Raw genomic sequence first — 19,084 nt, forward strand, 5'->3', positions numbered from 1 at the left:
CGCTCCGGGACCGCATCCATCGCGATGCCGGGCGGCCGGCTCCGATCAAGGTGATGTGGGCTGCCACAGCCCGATAGGAATTCGCCGGCCACCAAGCCGGAAAGGCAAAGGGGAGCCCTTAGGGCTCCCCTCACATCCTCACAGATCCAGCACGAGACGCGCGGGATCTTCCAGGGTCTCCTTCACGCGCACCAGGAAGGTCACGGCCTCGCGGCCGTCGACGATGCGGTGGTCGTAGGAGAGGGCGAGGTACATCATCGGGCGGATCACGATCTGCCCCTTGATCACCACCGGGCGCTCCTCGATGCGGTGCATGCCGAGGATGCCCGACTGCGGCGCGTTGAGGATGGGGGTGGACATCAGCGAGCCGTAGATGCCGCCGTTGGTGATGGTGAAGGTGCCGCCCTGCATCTCCTCGATGCCGAGCTTGCCGTCACGCGCCTTGCGGCCGTAGCCGGCGATGGCCTTCTCGATCTCGGCGACGGAGAGCAGGTCCGCGTCGCGCACCACCGGAACCACGAGGCCCTTCTCGGTGCCCACCGCGATACCGATGTTGTAGTAGTTCTTGTAGACGAGGTCCTGGCCGTCGATCTCGGCGTTCACCGCCGGGATGTCCTTCAGCGCCGCGATCACCGCCTTGGTGAAGAAGCCCATGAAGCCGAGCTTGGTGCCGTGCTTCTTCTCGAACGCATCCTTGAACTGGCTGCGCAGGCTCATCACCGCGGTCATGTCCACGTCGTTGAACGTGGTGAGCATGGCGGCGGTGTTCTGGGCGTCCTTCAGGCGGCGCGCGATGGTCTGGCGCAGCTTGGTCATCTTCACCCGCTCCTCGCGGGCGGCGTCGGTCGGCGCGGAGGGCGCGCGCACCGCAACCGGTGCGGGCGCGGCGGCGGCCGAGGCGCCGGCGGCGATGGCGGCCAGCATGTCACCCTTGGTGACGCGGCCGTCCTTGCCGGAGCCGGCGACGTCGGCCGGGTTCACACCGGTCTCGGCGGCGATGCGGCCAACGGCCGGGCCGTTGCTGCCGGCCGCAACAGCGGCGGCGGGAGCGGCGGCAGGAGCCGGCGCGGGTGCAGCGGCGGGAGCGGGAGCTGCGGCGGCAGCGGCCGGAGCGGCCTCGGCGCCCGAGCCGGCGCCGATATTGCCGAGCAGCGCGCCAACACCGACGGTCTCGCCGTCCTTGGCGATGATCTCGGAGAGGACGCCCGAGGCCGGAGCCGGCACCTCGACGGTCACCTTGTCGGTCTCGAGCTCCACCAGCGGCTCATCGGCCTTGACGGCCTCGCCGGGCTTCTTGAACCACTTGCCGATGGTCGCCTCGGTAACGGACTCGCCCAGGGTGGGCACGCGGATCTCGGTCATTGTGTTCGCCCCTTGAGGGGGCCTCCCTCAGACTTCGGCTTGGGCCGGGCGTGGCGCCCGGCGCTCGATGAGCGACAGAATGGGCATCACCGCATAGGTGAAGCCCAGGTCCGCCTTGATGACGGGATCCCGAAGCGAGAGGCCGGTCGCGGCGGCCTCGTCGGGTACTTCGATGACGGCCATCCCCCAGATGCCCGCCGGGTCCGCCACCGGACCGACGGCGAGGGCCGTGCCGGCCTCCGCCTCGGCCTGCCAGAAGGCGAAGTGCGCGCCCATGGCGTCCATCTCGGCCGCGCTCGCGTCCGAGGGAAAGCTCGGGCGCGGCGGGGAGAGGCGGAGCAGGAAGTGCGGCACGGCGCGTCCTCTTTCGGGGCGGTTCTTCGGGTGTCGGATCAGCCCAGGGCTTCCTCAAGGAAGGCCTTGAGCTGCGCCATGTGCTTGGACATGAGGCCGGTGGCCGTGGCGGCCGACGCCGGACGGCCGGCATAGCGCGGACGCCGCGCGGCACCGCCCGCCTGCTCCAGCACCCACTCCAGATAGGGCTGCACGAAGGCCCAGGACCCCTGGTTCTTCGGCTCCTCCTGGCACCACACGACCTCGGCATTCTTGAAGCGGCCGAGCTCCTGCACCAGCGTCTTGAGCGGGAACGGATAGAGCTGCTCCACGCGCAGCAGGTAGACGTCGTCCACGCCCCGCTTCTCGCGCTCCTCCAGCAGGTCGTAATAGACCTTGCCCGAGGACAGCACGACGCGGCGGATCTTGTCGTCCGGCTGGAGCTTGATGGTGTTCTCGTCCGGGTGCGACTGGGCGTCGTCCCACAGCACGCGGTGGAAGGTGGTGCCGGTCACCATGTCCGACAGGTTGGACACCGCCCGCTTGTGGCGCAGCAGCGACTTGGGCGTCATCAGGATGAGCGGCTTGCGGAATTCCCGCTTCATCTGCCGGCGCAGGATGTGGAAGTAGTTGGCCGGGGTGGTGACGTTGGCCACCTGCATGTTGTCCTCGGCGCACAGCTGCAGATAGCGCTCGAGGCGGGCGGAGGAGTGCTCCGGACCCTGGCCCTCATAGCCGTGCGGCAGCAGGCAGACGAGGCCGGACATGCGCAGCCACTTGCGCTCGCCCGAGGAGATGAACTGGTCGAACACCACCTGCGCGCCGTTGGCGAAGTCGCCGAACTGCGCCTCCCAGAGCACCAAGGTGTTGGGCTCGGACAGCGTGTAGCCGTACTCGAAGCCGAGCACCGCCTCTTCCGAGAGCATCGAATTGATGACCTCGTACTTGGCCTGGGTCTCGGAGAGGTGGTTGAACGGCTTGTAGCGGGCCTCGGTCTCCTGGTCGAGCAGCACCGAGTGGCGCTGGGAGAAGGTCCCGCGCTCCACGTCCTGGCCCGACAGGCGGACCGGGTGGCCTTCCAGCAGAAGGGAGGAGAAGGCGAGCGCCTCGCCGGTCGCCCAGTCGATGCCCTTGCCGTCCTCGATCGCCTTCTTGCGGTTGTCGAGGAAGCGCTGGATGGTGCGGTGGACCTGGAAGCCCTCCGGCACGGTGGTGATCTTCGCGCCGATGGCCTTCAGCTCGTCTTCCGGCAGGCCGGTGTTGCCGCGGCGCGGATCGTCATCCTCGTGGGTGGGCTTGAAGCCGGCCCAGCGACCGTCGAGCCAGTCGGCCTTGTTGGGCTTGTAGGCCTGGCCGGCCTCGTGCTCGGCCTCGAGGCGGTCGCGCCACGCATTGCGCATGGTGTCCACCTCACCGGCAGTCACCACGCCCTCGGCTTCCAGCTTCTTGGTGTACAGCTCAAGCACGCTCGCGTGCTGGCGGATCACCTTGTACATCTTCGGCTGGGTGAACGCGGGCTCGTCACCCTCGTTGTGGCCGAAGCGGCGGTAGCAGAACATGTCCACCACCACCGGCTTGTGGAAGCGCTGGCGGAACTCGGTGGCCACCTTGGCGCAGAACACCACGGATTCCGGATCGTCGCCGTTGCAGTGGAAGATCGGCGCCTCGATCATCTTCGCCACATCCGACGGATAGGGCGAGGAGCGCGAATAACGCGGATTGGTGGTGAAGCCGATCTGGTTGTTGATGATGAAGTGGATCGAACCGCCCGTGCGGTGACCCTTCAGGCCGGAGAGGCCGAGGCACTCGGCCACCACGCCCTGGCCGGCGAAGGCGGCATCGCCGTGCAGCAGCAGCGGCAGCACCTTGGTCCGCTCGGTGTCGCCCAGCTGGTCCTGCTTGGCGCGGGCCTTGCCCAGCACCACCGGATCGACGATCTCGAGGTGCGACGGGTTGGCGGTCAGCGACAGGTGGACCTTGTTGTTGTCGAACTCGCGGTCGGACGAGGCGCCGAGGTGATACTTCACGTCGCCCGAGCCTTCCACGTCGTCGGGGGCCCAGGAGCCACCCTTGAACTCGTGGAACAGGGCGCGGTGCGGCTTGCCCATCACCTGGGTCAGCACGTTCAGACGGCCGCGGTGGGCCATGCCGAACACGATGTCCTTCACGCCCAGATTGCCGCCGCGCTTGATGATCTGCTCCAGCGCCGGGATCAGGCTCTCGCCGCCGTCGAGGCCGAAGCGCTTGGTGCCGGTGAACTTCACATCGAGGAACTTCTCGAAGCCCTCGGCCTCCACCAGCTTGTTGAGGATGGCGCGCTTGCCCTCGCGGGTGAAGGTGACTTCCTTGTCCGGCCCCTCGATGCGCTCCTGGATCCAGGCCTTCTCCTCCGGGGAAGAGATGTGCATGAACTCGACGCCGATGGAGGCGCAATAGGTGCGGCGCAGGATGGCGACCATCTGGCGGACGGTCGCGAATTCGAGGCCCAGCACGTGGTCGATGAAGATCTTGCGGTCGAGGTCGGCCTCGTAGAAGCCGTAGGAGGCCGGATCCAGCTCCGGCGCCTCGCGCGGCGGTGTCAGGCCGAGCGGGTCGAGATTGGCGTGCAGGTGGCCGCGCATGCGGTAGGCGCGGATCATCATCAGCGCCTTGACGGAATCGCGGGTGGCCTGCTGCACCTCGGTGGCGGAGAACTCGACGCCGGACTTCTGCGCCTTGGCCTTCACCTTGTCGGCGATGGCCTTCTCCACCTCGATCCACTGGCCGTCCATGGCCGAGACCAGCTCGCCATTGGCGTGCACCGGCCAGTTGGGCTTCTTCCAGGAGGCGCCGCGGGCGTTCTCTATCACCTGGTTGGGATCGTCCTTCAACGCCGCGAAGAAGGCCTGCCACTCAGCGCTGACCGAATTGGGATCGGTCTCATAGCGGGCGTAGAGATCCTCGATCCAGGCGGCATTGGCGCCATAGAGGAAGGAGGTGTTCAGGAATACGTCGTTCTGTTCCGCGCGCGACATGGGCTTGTTCCCGGAAGACCGTGGCGCCTCACTCTCCTTGAGCGCATTTCGCGCGGAAAATGAAGCCCCAAGGCCGCTCGTCTGCCACAAATCCGGCGCCCGGCCCTTGCCGGACGCCCCGTCACCCCTGCGAGGCTCGTGGCGGCCTTCGACAGCAGTGCTCGACAACCTTCATATGGGCAGGGCGGCCACCGGCCGAAAGGCCGGCGCCTCGCCCCGTCCGAACCGCGCTCGCCAGTCGCCGAACTTCATGGCGATTGCGCGGCGGATGCCCTTGCGGGAGCGGAATTCCAAGGCTTTCGCCCAGGTCCCCGCCCCCCGGTCAATCCTGTTGGCGATCCCCCGGCCGGGCCGGGGGACGGCCCTCAGCCCTTCAGCACCTCGACGAGGGTCTTGCCGAGGCGCGCCGGCGAGGGCGACACGCGGATGCCCGCCGCCTCCATGGCCGCGATCTTGTCCTCGGCGCCGCCCTTGCCGCCGGAGATGATGGCACCGGCATGGCCCATGCGACGGCCGGGAGGGGCCGTGCGGCCGGCGATGAAGCCCACCATCGGCTTCTTGCGGCCCTTCTTCGCCTCATCGGCGATGAACTGCGCCGCATCTTCCTCGGCCGAGCCGCCGATCTCGCCGATCATGACGATGGACTCGGTCTTGGGATCGGCCAGGAACATCTCCAGCACGTCGATGAATTCCGTGCCCTTCACCGGGTCGCCGCCGATGCCGACCGCCGAGGTCTGGCCGAGGCCTTCCTGGGTGGTCTGGAACACGGCCTCATAGGTCAGCGTGCCGGAGCGCGAGACAATGCCCACCGAGCCGGTCTTGAAGATGTTGGCCGGCATGATGCCGATCTTCGACTGGCCGGCGGTGACGATGCCGGGGCAGTTGGGGCCGATGAGGCGGCTCTTGGAGCCGGACAGGGCGCGCTTCACCTTCACCATGTCGAGCACCGGAATGCCCTCGGTGATGCAGACGATGAGCGGGATCTCCGCGTCAATCGCCTCGAGGATGGCGTCGGCGGCGCCCGGAGGCGGCACGTAGATCACCGAGGCATCGGCGCCGGTGGCTTCCTTGGCCTCGATCACGGTGTCGAACACCGGCAGGTTGAGGTGGGTGGTGCCACCCTTGCCGGGCGAGGTGCCGCCGACCATCTTCGTCCCGTAGGCGATGGCCTGCTGGGCGTGGAAGGTGCCGTTCTTGCCGGTGAAGCCCTGGGTGATGACCTTGGTGTTGGCGTCGATCAGCACGGACATCACGCAGCTTCCTTCTTCACGGCCGCGACGATCTTCTGCGCCGCATCATCGAGATCATCGGCGGGGATCACATTGAGCCCGCTGTCACGGATGATCTGCTTGCCTTCTTCCACATTGGTGCCTTCGAGGCGCACCACGAGGGGCACCTGGAGGCCCACCGCCTTCACCGCCGCGATCACGCCGTTGGCGATCACGTCGCACTTCATGATGCCGCCGAAGATGTTGACGAGGATGCCCTTCACGTTCGGGTCGGCGGTGATGATCTTGAACGCCGCCGTCACCTTCTCCTCGTTGGCGCCGCCGCCCACGTCGAGGAAGTTCGCCGGGCTCTCGCCGTAGAGCTGGATGATGTCGAGGGTCGCCATGGCGAGGCCCGCGCCGTTGACCATGCAGCCGATGGTGCCGTCGAGGGCGATGTAGGCGAGGTCGTACTTGGACGCCTCGATCTCCTTCTCGTCCTCTTCCGTCAGGTCGCGCAGCTCGACGAGCTTGGGATGGCGGAACAGGGAGTTGGAATCGAAGGACACCTTGGCGTCGAGCACGCGCAGGTTGCCGTCCTTGGTGACGATGAGCGGGTTGATCTCCAGCATCGCCATGTCGGTCTCGACGAAGGCGGTGTAGAGCACCTCGGCCAGCTTGCCGGCCTGCTTGGCGAGTTCGCCGGACAGGCCGAGGGCCTTGGCGATCTTGCGGCCGTGGAAGCCCTGCACGCCGGTCACCGGGTCCACCGAGAAGGTGACGATCTTCTCAGGGGTGGAGTGGGCGACTTCCTCGATGTCCATGCCGCCTTCGGTGGAGACCACGAAGGCCACGCGCGAGGTGACGCGGTCCACGAGCAGGGAGATGTAGAACTCCTTCTCGATGTCCGAGCCTTCCTCGATGTAGAGGCGGTTCACCTGCTTGCCGGCCGGGCCGGTCTGGATGGTGACGAGGGTGCGGCCGAGCATCTGGCCGACGAACTCCTTCACCTCATCCACGGACTTGGCGAGGCGCACGCCGCCCTTCTCGCCGGCCTCGGGCTCCTTGAACTTGCCCTTGCCACGGCCGCCGGCGTGAATCTGCGACTTCACCACCCAGAGCGGGCCACCCAGCTCCTTGGCGGCGGCTTCCGCCTCCTCGACCTTCAGCACGGGAATGCCGCGCGAGACCGGGGCGCCGAAGCTCTTCAGCAGCGCCTTGGCCTGATACTCGTGAATATTCATCTTCCGTGTCCCTCAGGGTTGCGATGTGTCCCTTTCCCCGCCCCGGTCCGTCCCGGGTCCCGCGCAATTGCGGGACCGCCCGGTCAAGACCGCCTCCACCGCAGAAGGGGGACCCGCGCCACCGCCCCGGCCCGAAGGACTGGAGCGAGGATGCGGTCTCCCCCGAGGAGGGGAACACTCGTCTCCTTCACCACGCCGGTTGTACCCCGGCACGAAAACGGCGCGCCTTGCGGCACGCCGTCATGAGCGAGATCACTTCCCGAGGCCGGGTGCGATCTTCAGGCAGGCCTCCACCAGTCCTTCGACTGCGGCGACCGATCTTTCGAACATGGCGCGCTCGGACCGGTCGAGATCGACCTCCACGATACGCTCCACACCCCGCGCGCCGATGACGGCCGGCACGCCGAGATAGATGTCCCTGAGCCCGTATTCCCCATCGAGCCGTGCGGCGACAGGGAGCAGGCGCTTCTTGTCCTTCAGGTAGCTCTCCGCCATGGCGATGGCGGCGGCGGCCGGCGCGTAGAAGGCCGAGCCGGTCTTGAGCAGGTTGACGATCTCCGCCCCGCCGTCGCGCACGCGCTGGACGATGGCGGCGATGCGCTCCTCGCTGGTCCAGCCCATGCGGATGAGGTCCGGCACCGGGATGCCGCCCACGGCGGAATAGCGCACCAGCGGCACCATGGTATCGCCGTGCCCGCCCATGACGAAGGCGGTCACATCCTCCACCGAGACACCGAACTCCTCGGAGAGGAAGAAGCGGAAGCGGGCCGAATCCAGCACGCCGGCCATGCCCACCACCTTCTCCGGCGGCAGGCCGCTGGTGCGCTGGAGCGCCCAGACCATGGCATCGAGCGGATTGGTGATGCAGATGACGAAAGCGTCAGGCGCATATTTGCGCAGGCCCGCGCCCACCTGCTCCATCACCTTGAGGTTGATGGCGAGGAGGTCGTCGCGGCTCATGCCCGGCTTGCGCGGCACGCCGGCGGTGACGATCACCACATCGGCACCGGCGATGGCATCATAGCTGGAGGCGCCCCAGATGCCCGCGTCGAACCCCTCCACGGGGGCGAGCTGGGCGAGGTCCAGGGCCTTGCCGTCGGGAACGCCGTCGGCGACGTCGAACAGCACGATGTCGCCCAGTTCCTTCAGTCCAGCCAGAAGGGCGAGCGTACCGCCGATCTGGCCGGCCCCGATGAGGGCGATCTTGTTGCGGGCCATCCCAAATCCCCGGTAACCGCTGCGGAGCCGGCACATGAGACGAGCCGCCGCAGGAACGCGGCGCTTGACTACTCCCATCCGTCCGGGGGTTCAAGCCGGCCGCACTGCACAAATAGTGGCATCGAGCGGGATTTTGCCGCAAAAACGGGTCGTTTTACGCCGATTTTCTGCTGATTTGCACCATGCGGAAAACCATCCCGCAGAGCGGTGCAGCGGCCTACCACCGGCCACGCCCGAAGCGGCAACACTTCCGACCGCTCGGGCGGCATGACGCTCGTGCCGCCCGGCGGCAGGGCGAGGCGGCAAGGGACAGGCGCAGCGCCGTGCGATCTGGAAAAGCCCGGAAAGCCAGAGGGGGAAGGCGCGCGGGGGCCGGCATAGTCCGCCCGAATGGGGCAGGATCACACGGCCTCTGGCCTTGCGTAAGGGATCTGGGCGGTTCTGGCGCCACCCATGCGCCGGGTCCGGACGCCGGCCCACCGCGGGGATCGGCCCCGGGGGTCTTGGCACGCGGCCGGGATCATCCGCGCGATGGTCATCAGCGCGCATCGGCGCCGGTCCTTGAGGAAATCTGCCCTCTCCCCGCACACGGCCGAGCGACCAGCCGGATGAAAAAAATAAAACAACGTCAATATCAACGAACAAAAAGCAGGGAGAGGGCAGCCAGCCGGAGCACTTCGGGGCACTCCGGCGGAAGGGTGGCCCCGCATGCTTCCCCGCGGCTGCGCGGAGGGGCGGGACGAGACAGTCTCAGCTTCCGGTCTTGAGCGAACCGAGCTGGACGAAGGCGGGCTTGGTGGCGGGTGCCGCCGGGCGGTTCGGATCGTGCTCCTTCAGCACCTTGAACACCCGTTCCGCCATGGGGTTGGACTTGATGAAGTCGGCATAGGCCTGCCCCAGCATGGTCTGGGCGGCGGAATAGATCTCCTCCTCGCTCATGCCGTCGAACTCGGCGGAGACGAGGTACTGGCCCATGCGCCGCAGGATATGGAGGCGCAGCACCTGCAGCACTTCCGGCTGGTATTCCACCTGCAGCACCTCGAAGAACTCCTCGGCGCTTCCGAGAGACTTCAGCTTGTCGATGATGGACATGTCGCTCTTTCTCCTGTCGATCAGCCCAAGTCTGGTCAACCCAAGTCTGGTCAACCCAAATCCGGGATGTCAGGCCGCCTCGTCCGCGCTCGCCGGCCGGCCGCGCTGGCGCTCGCCCTGCAGGTGGGTGAGGCGGGCCTCGAGGAACTCGATCCGGTCCAGCAGGGAGACGATGGCCTCGCCCACCGGGTCCGGCATCAGATGGTGCTCAAGGTCGATGCGGCCGTCGCCGAGCTTGCGGCGGTCCGAGGTGGGCTTCACCACCCGGCCGGGAATACCCACCACCGTCATGGCCGGCGGGACATCCTCGATCACCACCGAATTGGCGCCGACCCGGCAGCCGGCCCCCACCGTGATCGGCCCGAGGATCTTGGCGCCCGCGCCCACCAGCACGCCGTTGCGCAGGGTGGGATGGCGCTTGCCCGCCGTCCAGGACGTGCCGCCCAGGGTCACGCCATGGTACAGGGTGACATCATCGCCGATCTCGGCGGTCTCGCCGATCACCACGCACGCGCCGTGATCGATGAAGAAGCGCCGGCCAATGGTGGCGCCGGGGTGGATGTCTACATTGGTCAGGAAACGGCCCAGCCAGGAGAGGAAGCGGGCCGGGAACTTCACCCCCCGCCGCCACAGCCGGCTGGCGAGCCGATGCCAGATGATGGCGTGGACGCCGGGATAGGTGAGCACGATCTCGAACGTGTGCCGGGCCGCCGGGTCCCGCGCCTTCACGCAGTTCACGTCCTCGCGGATCAGCTGCCACACCGTGAAGGACGCAGCCGGCGCATCCAGCGCGGTCGCCGTGGCGAGGGGCACCTCGGTACCGTGCCACTTGGGGCTTCCCATGATCATGGATCAGGCTCCCATCACGGCGGCGTGGCGGCGCTTCAGCGCTTCTTCGGTGAAGCTGTCCTCGTAGAGGCGACGCAGCACCTGGGGCGTCACCGTCTCCTTGGTGCGCACCGAGAAGTCGCGCACCCGGGCGAGGATGGCGCGACCCCGCGCCTCGTCCACCGCCAGCCCCTCGTCGGCGAGGGCCTTGGAGATGGCGGCAAGGCCGGAATGCTTGCCCAGCACCACGCGGTGGGAGCGGCCGAGCAGTTCCGGGTTCAGCGCCTCGTAGGTGCCGCGATCCTTCAGCAGGCCGGCAACATGGATGCCGCTCTCGTGGGTGAAAACGTCCTCGCCCACGATGGCCTTGGTGCGCGGCATGGCGCGGCCGGCAGCGGCCATCACCTTCTCGGCCAGCGGGCGCAGGGCGCGCGGGTCGATGCCGCTTTCGGCGCGGGCGGTCTGGCGCAGGGCGATGGCCACTTCCTCCAGCGCCGCATTGCCGGCCCGCTCGCCGAGCCCGACCACGGTCACGCTGGCATGGCGGGCGCCGCCGGTGACGGCGGCGAGGGTGTTGGCGGTGGCAAGGCCCAGATCGTCGTGGGCGTGGAACTCGATCTCGAGGTCCGTGGCATTGGCGACGCGCCGCACCAGCGCATAGGTGGAGAAGGGATCGAGCACGCCCAGCGTGTCGGCGAGGCGCAGGCGGAACGCGCCCGCCTCCCGCGCCACCTCGGCCACCCGGCACAGGAAATCGGGATCGGCGCGGGAGGCGTCCTCGCAGCCGATGGCCACCGTGAAGCCGAGCTTGGTGGCCAGCGTCGCCACATGCTTCAGGGCTGCGAGCGCCCAGTCGCGGTCGCGGTTCAATTTGCCCTTGAGCTGGCGGTCGGAAGTGGGAATGGAGAGATTGACGTAGCTGACCCCGGCGGAGACCGCCGCGAACAGGTCTTCCTCGCTCATGCGGCACCAGGCGGCGACGCGGAGCGGCAGCTTGAGGGAGACGATGGAGCGCAGCGTCTCGATCTCCTCGTCGCCCATGGCGGGCGTGCCGGCCTCGATCTCGGGCACGCCGGCGGCGGCGAGCGCCTCGGCGATCTCGATCTTCTCCTTGCGGGTGAAGGCGACGCCCGGCGCCTGCTCGCCATCGCGGAGCGTGGTGTCGTTGAGGAAGACCGTGCGGGCGGCCGCAGCCCCTGCCGCCGAACCGCCAGCCTCCGCCGAGGACCGGCCGGAGCGCCCAGATGTCACCGATGGAGACTTCGCGAGCATGGTGTCTTCCTCAAGTCCCGTGACCCTAAGTCCCTTGGCCCTGAACCGCGCCTGTGGTGAGCCGGAGCATCGAAGCCGCCCACCATTCGCCAGCAGCGCCTGACAGAGATCACGCAAACCGCGTGCCATTGCCGCAAGCCATTCTGGAATCGATGGAAATCAGGGAGCGCCCAGCTGTCGCAAAGCCGACAGCCGGCAAGCTTGTCCGAGGTTCGACAGGATCACGACAGACGAGACACGTGCGACACACCGTGTTGTCGGTATCGAACATACGTATAATTACGTAGTCGCCCATTCCCGTCCGGTCATTTCTTGCCGGGGCCGGACGAATTCACGGGTGAGGGCAGATCATCCGGTGCGAGAGCCGGCGGCAGGCGCCGCTCAGGCCGGGCCGATCACCACCTTCACGTCGGCGGGCTTCGCCCAATAGGGGGCCGACGTCACCAGCACATGGGCGCCGGCCGCGGCATAGGCGGCGGCGTTGGAGAGGTTGACGCCGCCGGCCGCCGCCACCTTCGTGCCGGGAGAATGTTCCGCGGTGAGGGCGACCACCTGCCGGATGTCGTCCGGCGTCATCTTCTCGCACTGGAGCACGTCCGGCCGCGCGGGGAGCACGGCCTCGGCCTCCTCCGGCGTCTTCACCTCCACCACCACCTTCTTCTCCGGCGCCTTTCGGCGCAAAAGCGCGATGCCCTCGGCGGGGTCCGCGAGGAAGGCGGCATGTTCGGGAAACAGCAGCAGCGTCTCGGAGAGGCCGAGCCGGTGCGGGAAGGCGCCGCCGGCGCGGATGGCGGCGATCATCTGCGCCTTGGCGCCGGGCAGGGTCTTGCGCGTCGTCACCACCGCCACCTCGGGCGACACCGCCCGCGCGGCGGCCACGATGTCGGCGGTGAGGGTGGCGATGCCGGAGAGATATTCCACCAGCGTCTGCGCCACCTTCCACGCCCGGAAGATGGGGCCGGCCGCGCCCTCGGCGAGGAGGAAGGTGTCGCCCTGCGGCACCCGCGCGCCGCTCGCCGCCAGCAGATCGGCCTTGGCACCGGCCGTGAGGAACAGTTCGCGCGCCAGCTCCACGCCACAGAGCGTGGTGTCGCCGCGCACGGCCATGGAGAGGCGCGCGTCGCGCCCGGCGAGGCCGAGGCTTTCGGTCGTCAGATCGCCATAGGGCGCATCCTCGGCGAGGAGGGCGTCCACCATGGCCTGTGTCCACCAGCGGTAGGTCATGCGCCGTATCCTCGCTCAGTCCCGATACAGCAGGATTAGCGTGGGCAGACCGCAGGGTCCACGAGACAAAGCGCGACGCGACACTTGGACGTCAGACCGGTGCCGCGGCCCGGGCCTCTTTGGTCGCGCGCCGCAGCAGCGTGAGGCATTCGATGGTGGAGGCGAGGTCCAGCGCGGAGAAGCCGTCCAGGGTCTCCGGCCGCGGATCAGCCCCACGCGCGAGCAGTTTCTCCACCACGCCGGCCTTGCCGGCGGAGGCCGCATACATCAGCGCCGTGGCGCCATTGTCGTTGGCGCTGTCGATGGCGATGCCCGCATCCACGAGCGCGTCGATGATGTCGAGATGATCCCCCACGCAGGCGATCCACAGCGCGGTGTTGCCGTCCGCATTGCGGATGTCGAGGGCGGCACCGGCAGCGATGAGGGCCGCGACCGTCTCGCCGAGCCCCTCCGCGCAGGCTTTCATCAGCGGCGTCATGCCGTTCTCGGCGGTAGCGTTCAGCCCGTCCGGGGGAAAGCCACGGCTGGCGATCCAGGCCGAGAGCGCCGGATCGAGCGCGGCGGCGGACTGTTGCGCCTGCGCGTGGTTGGACCAGGCCTCATAGCCGCCGTCCACGCTCGTCACGTCGGAGAAGCCGAAATCCGACAAGGCCTGCGCATACTCCTGGCTGGCATTGCCGTGATAGCAATAGATGACCACTGGCTGCGCCTTCGGCGTCATGCCGATGATGTCGCCGAGATTGCCGAACGCCATGTTCCGCGCGCCCGCCACATGGCCGGCGGCGTAGGAATTGGCGTCGCGCACATCGAGCAGCAGGGCCTTGCCCGTGCCGACGATGGCCACCGCCTCCGCGACGCCGATGCGGCGGAAGGGCGTGCGCTGTTTCATGATGGTCTCCCCAAATCCGGCGCCGATCCCGCTCAGGCGCCCCGGCCTGGATAGGCCGGCTCGGTGGTGATGCGGTCGTCGACGGCGGCGCGCCCGACGGTGAAGTGGTAGATGGACTGGAAGGCCCCGCCTTCGAGCCCCAGCAGCTGGTGCAGATCGTCGTCGAAGAAGCAGCCGATGCCGGTGCCCCGGAAGCCCGCCGCCTCCGCTTCCAAATAGAGCGACTGGCCGACCATGCCCGCCTCCCAATGGAGCTGGCGGTAGCGCCACGCCTCCGCCGTCACCAGCGGCTCGAACTCCGCCAGCATGGCCAGGGCGAACGAGCTGTCGCTGGCGATGGCCTGATGGCAGCTCACGGTGCGGGCGATGGCGCGGCAGTCGGTTTCCACCAGCCGATAGAGCGGCAGGTGCGCCGGCACGCCCTCCGGCTTTTCCCAGGTGAAGTCGGAGCGCAGCGCGGCCTTGAGAGCGGCGAGCACGCCGTCCCGGCGCGGCAGGGCATAGAGGCCGGAGGCGAGCCCCTCCACCCGGTGGACGAACAGAAGCGGATGGACGCGGGCCTCGAAGGGGGCGGCATCGAACGGCGCCGCCGCGCGCGGCAGCAGCGCATCCATGAGGCCGAGGAACACGTCGCGGGGCATGATGCTGCCCTTGGCCGTGAAGCGCTGGGCGCTGCGCCGGCCGAGGATGACCGACGCCGCCCGCGCCTCGCCGGTCGCCGCGCGAGGCGGAAGGGCGGGAGCCGTCGCCGCTTCCTCCGCATCGGCGCCGGCGCGATGGGTGGCAAGGCTCACCTGATCAATCACCGGCCAGCGATAGAGCGGATGCCGGTCCAGCACATTGGCCCGCCCCATCCACCGCCCCCCCGACGGCAGCGGCGGCAAAGCCGACAGATCGCCGCCGGCCGGAGCCAGCGCGATCAGGATGTCGGGATCCTCCCGCTCGGCCCCGGCGAAGTCCGCCGCCCGGTCGAGGCCGATGCGGCGGGCGATGTCGGCGCTGGGGATGGTCTCCACCAGTCGCGCGGTCCAGCCGAGGCACGCGGCGGCATAGCGCACGGCGGCCAGCGCGTGGCCGAGATCCAGCTGGCAATAGCGGAAGGCGCGCTCGCCATATTTCCACGCCTCGCGCCAATGGATGGACGACAGCGCGAGGAACAGAGACGGCGCCCCGCCGGCCGGCCCGAACCTCTGCTCCATAGCGAAGCCGGAGGCGCCCGCCACCACCACCACATCCGGTCCCGACGGCGCGAAGCGATGCTCCAGCGCATGGTCGCGGCTGACATAGTGGTGCACGCCATCGTCGAGACCGGCGATGCGCCCGGCGATCACATAAGCCTCGGTGGGGTGCAGATTGCCGCTGGAGGGATTGCAGCGCAGAGCCCAGCGGTCGGGGCCGAGCTGCTTCCAGGCCGCAAGGCCGAAAGAGAGTTCCAGCAGCAAGGCGACGCCGGCAAGGTCCAGCGGCGCGGGCGCCACCGTTCCCGACACCATTTCCGAAAAGGAGACGTCGAGTCCTTCCGCCGCCAGCGGCAGGGCGGTGCGCGGCGCGCCCTCATACTCCCGAAACGGATTGGGCTGCATGTCCCAGTCCAGCGTCTCGGGGCCGGCGGCATAACCCTTCAGGCTGTGCTTGGTGCGGGCGTGGTAGGCCAGCGCCGCCTCGAAGGGACGCGCGGGGGGCAGCAGCGCGTTCATGTTCAGGACGCCTTCCGTTCGCCGGGGTCCGGACAGGGATGGGCCTCGCCGGGATGGGAGCAGCCCTCAAGCGGCCTCGCCCCCGGCGCGACCGACCCCAGCAGGGAGGTGACGGGCTCACGGTCGAAGCCGGCGCAGCGGGCGCCCTCCACCTCCACCAAGGGGCGGCGGATGAGCAATGGCTCCGCCAGCATCAGCGCGATGGCGGCCTCGGCCTCCACCGCCTCGGGCTTGACCTCGCCCGACTTCACCTTCGGCGCCGCCGGATTGAACCAGGTGGCGACCGGCGTCGCGCCGAAGAAGCTCTTCAGGCGCTCGGCCGTCCACGGCTCGGTCAGGAGGCTGCGGACGTCCAGCGTGTGGCCGGCATTGGCGAGGGCGAGCTTCTGCCGGGCATTGGTGCCGCAGCCCGGCTTCTCCCAGAAGGTGACGTGGGCCACGGCGCCCTACTTCATCACGGAGAGCTGCACGAGCTGCGCGCCGCCGTCGCGGCCGAGCACCGTATCCACCTTCTTGCGCACGCCCTCCAGCGTCAGCGGCTTCACCACCGCGCCATGGGCGCCGGCCTTCAGCCCGCTCACCGCCACCGCCTCTTCCGACTTGTCGGTGACGATGAGGATGCGCACGCCGGGAAACTTCGTCTTCATCTCGCCGATCAACGCATCGCCACGCGCCTTGAGCAGGCCGACGCCGAGCAGGACCACGTGCGGCATCAGCCAGCCCTGACCCTTCTCATAGGCCTCCTCGGGGGTGGCGAGCTCGTGGGTCTCGATCTCGTCGTGCAGCATGAACTGGAGCGCCGCGCGAGTGATCTCGTCCTCGTCCACCACGAAGACACGCCGCTGGTCCACCGCCTTGGACGTCTCAACGCCGATCTGCATCTGTCGCCTCGCTCATGACTTGCGTTTATCGCGCGCCGATCCCCGTCGTCGGCACCGCCCGCCTGCTGCGGCGGGCCGGGTTCGGGACCACGGCCGTCCGCGCGCGAGCGGGTTGATGGACCGTCAAGCAAGTTCCGTTCCTCGCCCGCAACCACAGTCCTGGACGGGATTGCTCCGGCGACGGCGCGTCGAGCGCACGGCATATGTCCCAATCCCGACACACGACCCGTACCTGTCGGGTTCGACACACCATTCGAAAGACCAAGGAAGGCCCCCTCGCACCCCCGGAATTTGATTGAGATCAAAGGCCTGCGGGGTGTTGGGGCGAGTGGCACGCTGGTTGCTCCTGCCATGGCGCAACAGCGAGTGAGGGCTGAGTGCACGCCTAGGCCGCCGCCAGCGATGCGCTCCTTCCCGTAACCCGCGGGGCGTTTCCGATCGATATTGCTGACGAGAGAAACGGCCTCGCGCCAATTCGCGCGGTGGTCTTCCAAAGTAGGTTCGAAGGAGAGCAAGATGGCTTCGCTGCGACAGATCGCGTTTTACGGCAAGGGTGGCATCGGCAAGTCCACCACGTCCCAGAACACGCTTGCGGCCCTGACCGAGCTTGGTCAGCGCATCCTCATCGTGGGCTGCGACCCGAAGGCGGACTCGACCCGCCTGATCCTGCACGCCAAGGCGCAGGACACCATCCTTTCGCTGGCCGCCAACGCGGGTTCGGTGGAAGACCTCGAGCTCGAGGACGTGATGAAGGTCGGCTACAACGACATCCGCTGCGTGGAGTCGGGTGGCCCGGAGCCGGGCGTCGGCTGCGCCGGCCGTGGCGTGATCACCTCGATCAACTTCCTTGAGGAGAACGGCGCCTACGAGGACATCGACTACGTGTCCTACGACGTGCTGGGCGACGTGGTGTGCGGCGGCTTCGCGATGCCGATCCGCGAGAACAAGGCGCAGGAAATCTACATCGTCATGTCCGGCGAGATGATGGCCATGTATGCGGCCAACAACATCTCCAAGGGCATCCTGAAGTATGCGAACTCCGGCGGCGTGCGCCTGGGCGGCCTGGTGTGCAACGAGCGCCAGACCGACAAGGAGTACGAGCTGGCGGAGTCGCTGGCGAAGAAGCTCGGCACGCAGCTGATCTATTTCGTGCCGCGCGACAACATCGTGCAGCACGCCGAGCTGCGCCGCATGACGGTGATCGAGTATGCGCCGGATTCCGCGCAGGCCCAGCACTACCGCAACCTCGCCACCAAGGTGCATGGCAACTCGGGCAACGGCATCATCCCGACCCCGATCACCATGGACGAGCTGGAAGACCTGCTCATGGAGCACGGCATCATGAAGGCCGTGGACGAGAGCCAGATCGGCAAGACCGCCGCCGAACTCGCCGTCGGCTGAACGAGGATCGACGGGCCGGCCCCCGCCGGCCCGTCCACCCGACGTCCGTCCCCGCGGCCTGCCGCGCACATTTCAACGGGACAGGGCGTGACCTTTGCGAATACGCCTTTTCACACACCGTACGCTGAAGACTATTTTAGGTTCCGGTCCCTCGCCGCAAGGCGGGGGACCTTTTGCGAGAACCTCCCCGCGGCGACGGCCAATACTTCAAAGTCTTCCCTCACGCATTGCGGCCTCCTCGCCCCCAAGGGGCTTCGGCCCATCGTCCCCTCCCCGACACATCGCCGATCAGCCCCGACGTCGCGTTCGCGACGCGCCGCCGATGTGCGCAAATACGACACTCCGCTCATCACCCCACAGCGACGCCCATCTGTCACCTTCCCGACACGGACGCGCGTTGTTCCATGTATTCGCGTGTCGTCGAGACCCGACAATCGGCTGATCGGCATGACAAATCACTGAAAATGCGAGCGATTCACAAGTGACGCCGGCTTGGCACGCCGCTTGCCAGTCAGGGCTCAGGAGCCGTTGGGTTTGGCTCGGAGCGAATTCATGCACATCGTCGTCTGCATCAAACAGGTTCCGGATTCGGCGCAGATCCGCGTCCATCCCGTCACCAACACGATCATGCGGCAGGGCGTGCCGACGATCATCAACCCTTATGATCTGTTCGCGCTGGAAGAAGCGCTTCGGCTGCGCGACAAGTTCGGCGGCGAAGTCACGGTGCTCACCATGGGCCCGCCCTCCGCGGAAGATTCCCTGCGCAAGGCCCTGACCTTCGGTGCCGACCGCGCCGTGCTGCTGACCGACCGCTTCTTCGCCGGCTCGGACACGCTGGCCACCAGCTTCGCGCTGGCCACCGCCATCACCAAGGTCGGCCAGACCTGGGGCGTGCCGGATCTTGTCTTTACCGGCAAGCAGACCATCGACGGCGACACCGCCCAGGTCGGCCCCGGCATCGCCAAGCGTCTTGGCCTGATGCAGATCACCTATGTGGCGAAGATCGCCGAGTTCGATCCCGCCGAGCGCACCATCACCCTGGAGCGGCGCGCCGAGGGCGGCACGCAGGTGCTGAAGTCCAAGCTGCCCTGCCTGGTCGCCATGCTGGAAGCCACCAACGAGATGCGCCGCGGCACCATGGTGGACGCCCTGCGCGCCGCCCGCGCCGAGGTGGTGAAGTGGAACGCCAAGGACGCCGGCGTCACCGATCTCAACATGTGCGGCCTCAAGGGCTCGCCCACCATCGTGAAGCGCGTGTTCGCACCGAGCGCGCGCTCCGAGAAGGCCAAGTTCATCGAGGCCGGCGAGGGCGGCAACCTCTCCGAGGCGCTGATCGCCGAAATCTTCTCCCGCCAGCCCAGTCTGGAAGCCGACCTGACCGCGCTGGCGCGCGGCTTCTGACGGCCTCCGCCGCAGAGCCC

At 68.0% G+C, this 19,084-nt stretch carries 16 protein-coding genes; 2 read left to right on the plus strand and 14 right to left on the minus strand.

From position 1 onward, the window contains the following. Positions 1-138 precede the first annotated feature (138 nt). The 14 genes from odhB to A37E_RS0106665 form a co-directional block, all read right to left on the minus strand. Positions 139-1,362 carry a 2-oxoglutarate dehydrogenase complex dihydrolipoyllysine-residue succinyltransferase gene (gene odhB / locus A37E_RS0106595; protein WP_029555890.1) on the minus strand — a complete coding sequence of 408 codons (1,224 nt, stop codon included), beginning with the start codon at positions 1,360-1,362 and terminating at the stop codon, positions 139-141. 27 nt (positions 1,363-1,389) lie between these two features. After that, positions 1,390-1,716 (minus strand): YciI family protein, encoded by a 327-nt coding sequence (locus tag A37E_RS0106600; protein ID WP_024281006.1) that lies wholly within the window; start codon positions 1,714-1,716, stop codon positions 1,390-1,392. 38 nt (positions 1,717-1,754) lie between these two features. After that, positions 1,755-4,709 (minus strand): 2-oxoglutarate dehydrogenase E1 component, encoded by a 2,955-nt coding sequence (locus A37E_RS0106605; RefSeq protein ID WP_029555891.1) that lies wholly within the window; start codon positions 4,707-4,709, stop codon positions 1,755-1,757. Between the two features lie 365 nt (positions 4,710-5,074). Continuing rightward, complete coding sequence (gene sucD / locus A37E_RS0106615) at positions 5,075-5,959, minus strand: succinate--CoA ligase subunit alpha (RefSeq protein WP_024281008.1); 885 nt, start codon at positions 5,957-5,959, stop codon at positions 5,075-5,077. After that, positions 5,959-7,161, minus strand: coding sequence for an ADP-forming succinate--CoA ligase subunit beta (gene sucC, locus A37E_RS0106620; protein WP_029555892.1), 1,203 nt, complete (start codon positions 7,159-7,161; stop codon positions 5,959-5,961). Before sucC ends, sucD begins: the two co-directional genes overlap by 1 nt. A 252-nt stretch (positions 7,162-7,413) precedes the next feature. Beyond that, positions 7,414-8,379, minus strand: a complete 966-nt coding sequence (gene mdh / locus A37E_RS0106625; protein ID WP_029555893.1) for a malate dehydrogenase — start codon at positions 8,377-8,379, stop codon at positions 7,414-7,416. 750 nt (positions 8,380-9,129) lie between these two features. After that, positions 9,130-9,471 (minus strand): nitrogenase stabilizing/protective protein NifW, encoded by a 342-nt coding sequence (nifW, locus tag A37E_RS0106630; protein ID WP_029555894.1) that lies wholly within the window; start codon positions 9,469-9,471, stop codon positions 9,130-9,132. A gap of 69 nt (positions 9,472-9,540) precedes the next feature. Next, positions 9,541-10,320 carry a serine O-acetyltransferase gene (gene cysE / locus A37E_RS0106635; protein ID WP_029555895.1) on the minus strand — a complete coding sequence of 260 codons (780 nt, stop codon included), beginning with the start codon at positions 10,318-10,320 and terminating at the stop codon, positions 9,541-9,543. A gap of 3 nt (positions 10,321-10,323) precedes the next feature. Further along, positions 10,324-11,571, minus strand: coding sequence for a homocitrate synthase (nifV, locus tag A37E_RS0106640; RefSeq protein ID WP_029555896.1), 1,248 nt, complete (start codon positions 11,569-11,571; stop codon positions 10,324-10,326). Positions 11,572-11,952: 381 nt separating this feature from the next. Then, the gene (gene modD, locus A37E_RS0106645) at positions 11,953-12,795 is read right to left on the minus strand and encodes a ModD protein (protein WP_029555897.1); all 843 of its coding nucleotides are present in this window, start codon (positions 12,793-12,795) and stop codon (positions 11,953-11,955) included. Between the two features lie 91 nt (positions 12,796-12,886). Next, a complete protein-coding gene (locus A37E_RS0106650; RefSeq protein ID WP_081837484.1) occupies positions 12,887-13,684 on the minus strand; it encodes an ankyrin repeat domain-containing protein in 798 nt (265 codons plus the stop codon). Positions 13,685-13,716: 32 nt separating this feature from the next. Next, positions 13,717-15,381 carry a nitroreductase family protein gene (locus A37E_RS0106655; protein WP_029555899.1) on the minus strand — a complete coding sequence of 555 codons (1,665 nt, stop codon included), beginning with the start codon at positions 15,379-15,381 and terminating at the stop codon, positions 13,717-13,719. Between the two features lie 2 nt (positions 15,382-15,383). Next, on the minus strand, positions 15,384-15,821 hold the full coding sequence (locus tag A37E_RS0106660) for an ArsC/Spx/MgsR family protein (protein WP_029555900.1): 438 nt from the start codon (positions 15,819-15,821) through the stop codon (positions 15,384-15,386). A 6-nt stretch (positions 15,822-15,827) separates the two neighbouring features. Further along, positions 15,828-16,262, minus strand: a complete 435-nt coding sequence (locus tag A37E_RS0106665) for a response regulator (RefSeq protein WP_024281020.1) — start codon at positions 16,260-16,262, stop codon at positions 15,828-15,830. Positions 16,263-16,778: 516 nt separating this feature from the next. On the opposite strand from A37E_RS0106665, the gene nifH reads away from it, so the two are divergent. Then, positions 16,779-17,663, plus strand: coding sequence for a nitrogenase iron protein (nifH, locus tag A37E_RS0106670; RefSeq protein WP_029555901.1), 885 nt, complete (start codon positions 16,779-16,781; stop codon positions 17,661-17,663). Positions 17,664-18,215: 552 nt separating this feature from the next. Further along, on the plus strand, positions 18,216-19,064 hold the full coding sequence (locus A37E_RS0106675) for an electron transfer flavoprotein subunit beta/FixA family protein (RefSeq protein ID WP_029555902.1): 849 nt from the start codon (positions 18,216-18,218) through the stop codon (positions 19,062-19,064). Positions 19,065-19,084 lie beyond the last annotated feature (20 nt).

This window comes from Xanthobacter sp. 91 (assembly GCF_000702385.1).
Classification (GTDB): Bacteria; Pseudomonadota; Alphaproteobacteria; order Rhizobiales; family Xanthobacteraceae; genus Xanthobacter; species Xanthobacter aminoxidans.

Excerpts from the sequence above, each read along its gene's own strand:
- sucD (WP_024281008.1), bottom strand. The coding sequence starts at position 5,959 with ATGTCCGTGCTGATCGACGCCAACACCAAGGTCATCACCCAGGGCTTC.
- nifW (WP_029555894.1), bottom strand. The coding sequence starts at position 9,471 with ATGTCCATCATCGACAAGCTGAAGTCTCTCGGAAGCGCCGAGGAGTTC.
- nifV (WP_029555896.1), bottom strand. The coding sequence starts at position 11,571 with ATGCTCGCGAAGTCTCCATCGGTGACATCTGGGCGCTCCGGCCGGTCC.
- mdh (WP_029555893.1), bottom strand. The coding sequence starts at position 8,379 with ATGGCCCGCAACAAGATCGCCCTCATCGGGGCCGGCCAGATCGGCGGT.
- odhB (WP_029555890.1), bottom strand. The coding sequence starts at position 1,362 with ATGACCGAGATCCGCGTGCCCACCCTGGGCGAGTCCGTTACCGAGGCG.
- nifH (WP_029555901.1), top strand. The coding sequence starts at position 16,779 with ATGGCTTCGCTGCGACAGATCGCGTTTTACGGCAAGGGTGGCATCGGC.
- A37E_RS0106655 (WP_029555899.1), bottom strand. The coding sequence starts at position 15,381 with ATGAACGCGCTGCTGCCCCCCGCGCGTCCCTTCGAGGCGGCGCTGGCC.
- sucC (WP_029555892.1), bottom strand. The coding sequence starts at position 7,161 with ATGAATATTCACGAGTATCAGGCCAAGGCGCTGCTGAAGAGCTTCGGC.
- A37E_RS0106675 (WP_029555902.1), top strand. The coding sequence starts at position 18,216 with ATGCACATCGTCGTCTGCATCAAACAGGTTCCGGATTCGGCGCAGATC.
- A37E_RS0106650 (WP_081837484.1), bottom strand. The coding sequence starts at position 13,684 with ATGAAACAGCGCACGCCCTTCCGCCGCATCGGCGTCGCGGAGGCGGTG.
- modD (WP_029555897.1), bottom strand. The coding sequence starts at position 12,795 with ATGACCTACCGCTGGTGGACACAGGCCATGGTGGACGCCCTCCTCGCC.
- A37E_RS0106605 (WP_029555891.1), bottom strand. The coding sequence starts at position 4,709 with ATGTCGCGCGCGGAACAGAACGACGTATTCCTGAACACCTCCTTCCTC.
- A37E_RS0106665 (WP_024281020.1), bottom strand. The coding sequence starts at position 16,262 with ATGCAGATCGGCGTTGAGACGTCCAAGGCGGTGGACCAGCGGCGTGTC.
- cysE (WP_029555895.1), bottom strand. The coding sequence starts at position 10,320 with ATGATCATGGGAAGCCCCAAGTGGCACGGTACCGAGGTGCCCCTCGCC.